General features: G+C 36.4%; 2 protein-coding genes. Both read right to left on the bottom strand.

Going from position 1 to position 3674, the window contains the following annotated elements; all coding sequences use genetic code 11:
* On the bottom strand, positions 1-1844 hold a 1844-nt coding region (locus ACIQ32_RS11405), incomplete at its 3' end, for an ATP-binding protein (RefSeq protein ID WP_396195814.1).
* A 144-nt stretch (positions 1845-1988) separates the two neighbouring features.
* On the bottom strand, positions 1989-3674 hold a 1686-nt coding region (locus ACIQ32_RS11400; protein WP_396195813.1), incomplete at its 5' end, for a B12-binding domain-containing radical SAM protein.

Raw genomic sequence — 3674 nt, 5'->3', positions numbered from 1 at the left:
AAAACCAAATCAATACTCGGATTATTCAAACAAATCTCTACAGCCATTTGACCATTAACAGCTCTGATAATGTCATAATTCTTATGCTGCATCATTTTTTGAAAAAGCAAGTAATTGATGTTGTCATCTTCAGCAATTAAAATAACCCTGCGCTCTGTTTTAACAGTTTCTTCATTGTTAACAGAACGAACGGTTATATGCTCAACTTTAGCATATTGCAATGGTATTGAAAAATAAAAAGTCGATCCTTCTCCTACTTTTGAAGTCAATGTAATACTGCCGCCAAGCAATTCTACATAGGCTTTTGAAATGGCCAACCCTAAACCCAAACCGCCAACTTTAATTGAAATATCACTGTCGACTCTTTTAAATCGATCAAAAATATTTTTGTGCTCAACTTCATCAATTCCTAAACCGGTATCTCTGACGGTGAAATGGATGAGCTCATTTTGCTCGTCAATTTCATATCCGAAAGTAACCATCCCTTGATCGGTAAACTTGATCGCATTGGTTAAAAGATTAATGATTACTTGCTTCAGTTTAATGTCGTCCGTAATAATGTTGAATTCGGCCGGCATGGAACTTTTAATCAAAATAAATTCAATGCCTTTGTTTTGAATCGTGACTTTTAAAGTCTCGTAAAGTTCATTTACACAAGACTCAAGGTTAACCTGTGTATAATTAGGGATGATTTGGTTGGAATCAATCTTAGACATTTCGATTAAATCATCTATAATGGAAACCAAGTTTTTCCCACTTTTTTCAATAACTGTCAAATACTCTAATTTTTCCGTTTCAGTGATATCGGTATTTAAAATCAAATCGGTAAAACCATTGATGGCATTCATAGGAGTGCGAATCTCATGGGATAAATTGGCTAAGAAAGACGATTTTAACCGATCACTTTCCTCCGCTTTTATCTTGGCCGTTATCAACTCCATTTTTTGGTTGTTATTTTCCTCAAACAGATTGCCGATATAGCTGAATTCTCCATTGGTTTCTTTGAGTAATTTAATGGCTCTTTTGTTGCCGGTTTCCAAAACCCTTCTCACCAAATCCAAAGGATAATAAACAAATTTTCGGGTGTAAATTAGGTTGAGTAACAAAATGACAAAAAAAGCAATAATGATAACATACAACAATCGGGTAGTATTGTCAAAATAGACTTCAAACGCTCTTTGAAAAACCAATTTGCCAATGACATTGCTTTGGGCATCTTTCAATTCAAACAAAGAGGCTATTTTATTTTTTTCGGGCTTTAATTCAAAATTGGGCTGAACTAACTTAATCTCCGAATTGGTGATGCGCTCAATATTTTTCAGGAACTCTTTATCCATCAAACGCACCACAAAAAAGTAACCCGAAGTTTTGGTTTTGTTTTTTAAAGGATCATCTGAAGGGTGAATAGCAGCACCGGTAACTTCTACAAAGCCTTCCGGTATCTTCAAATAAAACTTTTTTATTCCGGCTTTATCAACCAAATCCATGGTTTGCTTCGGAATAAAATCGAGGGTTTTGATGGCCGGTGTTGGTGTTCTTATGATAAAATTCTTTTGCAAATCATACGCTCCTAAATATTCAGCGTCGTAAATTTCCAATTCATTCCCAATGGTTTCATCAAACCAAGTTTGGTCTTTGGTAGTGATAAAATCCACAAACTCATCCCAGTTGGTATCATTATTAATGGCTACAAATATGGGTTTAGACTCTAAATCGAGTAGTTTATGTATTTCATTGTCAAAATGTTCAACAGAATCTTTATACACCTGCTTCTCTGCTTTTTTGGTGTAGTAGAATAAAGCAAAATACAATATGATGAAAAAAATACTCGAAGAAAAAATCAACCAAAGTATTTTAGGGAAAGTTTTTTTAACGATCATTTGAATCTCTAATCTGTTAATTAGGAACTAAAAATATGTTAAAAATTAACTGATTATCTAAATCTATTTAAAAAGAATGAACAAGTTATTAAGAATACCCTCGAAATTCTAAAGAAGCAATAATCCAGATGTTCTTAATGCCTGAACCGGTTTTGAAAACCAAAACAACTCAAAATCATCAAATTGGGATTCAAAATCAGCTTTCAGTTCAGAGAGTGTTGTTACTTTGGATTCTTGTAAACTCAGCTTGGGTAAAATTTTCAAAAGCCATTGGCCGTGAGCCTTTTCTACAGTAATCGAAAGCAGGCCGCTTTTCTCAAAAAAAGTAAGTTTTATCATGGCCCAACTCATCCCCTTTTTCGACTTTGTAAATTCCTCAGCTATAGGTTCAACGCCTAACCAAATCACTTTGGCATTGGGTTTTAGAACCAATTTATTTTCCTCCTCCAAACAATCGGCTATAAAATGAGGAGAGACCTTTGTTTTAGGTATTTTGAAGTCGAACCATTCCTGTAAATCATAATCAAAACAAATCCCGTGCATGTAATTGAACAATGATTTCTTCAACCCGAAACTGAATTGATCATGATCAATTCCGGTTTTATCCTTAAATTGAATGTCGTTATGGGCAAAAGTAATTTCGTTTGCTTGAGGAATTACGCCAAAAGCATCAGGATCCAAGCCCACCGGACTGTGCGCTGTCATGGCAAACTGATGCCAAAATCCGGACTGTAAAATCCCGGCTTCAAATAACTGTCGAACCATTTCCAAACTGTCAATCGTTTCCTGTACCGTTTGTGTTGGATAACCATACATCAAATAGGCATGCACCATAATGCCACTATCCGTAAAATTACGAGTAACTTGTGCTACTTGAGCGACAGTAACGCCTTTTTTAATGAGTGCTAACAATCGATCAGATGCCACTTCCAAACCGCCGGAAACCGCAATACAACCGGATGCTTTGAGCAACTCGCACAAATCCCGGCTGAAACTTTTTTCAAATCGAATGTTGGTCCACCAAGTGACCGTAAGTTTTCGGCGTAAAATTTCCAAAGCCAACTCACGCATCAAAGCCGGCGGTGCCGCTTCGTCTACAAAATGAAAGCCGGTTTCTTTGGTTTGTGCTATTAATTCCTCCATTCTATCAACTAACAACTTAGCCGCAATGGGTTCGTAAACCTTGATGTAATCTAATGAAATATCACAAAACGTGCATTTTCCCCAATAACAACCATGTGCCATCGTGAGTTTATTCCAACGACCGTCGCTCCATAAACTGTGCATCGGATTGGCAATTTCAATGACCGAAATGTATTGATCTAACAGCAAATCGGAATAATCAGGCGTGCCGGTTTGACTTTGTTTGTAATCGGATTTCGAGGAATTATTGCGGTATACCACCGAATTATTCTCGAGAAGAAAAGTTCTCTTAAACTCGTCTGAAATTGGATTGCTAATCTTTGAATATAGAAGTTCTACAGGTAATTCTCCATCGTCTAAAGTGATGAAATCGAAAAATTCAAAAACACGATTGTCTTTTAACTCCCGCAATTCGGTATTGGGAAAACCACCGCCCATGGCGACTTTCATTTCAGGATGACTCTTTTTAATGAACTGAGCACAGCGAAATGCACTGTATAAATTTCCGGGAAACGGAACTGAAAAACAGACTAATTTTGGCTGTACAGTCTGCAGTTTTTCTTTTAAAATATGAAGTGTAATTTGGTCGATATAAGTCGGTTCGTTTTGAAGGTAATCGTATAACTCATCAAAAGAATTGGCGCTTCTGCC

Source organism: Flavobacterium sp., from assembly GCF_044373165.1.
Lineage (GTDB): Bacteria > Bacteroidota > Bacteroidia > Flavobacteriales > Flavobacteriaceae > Flavobacterium.
Note: the sequence above shows the minus strand (reverse complement) of the source record. Positions and strands in the feature narration are given on the sequence as shown.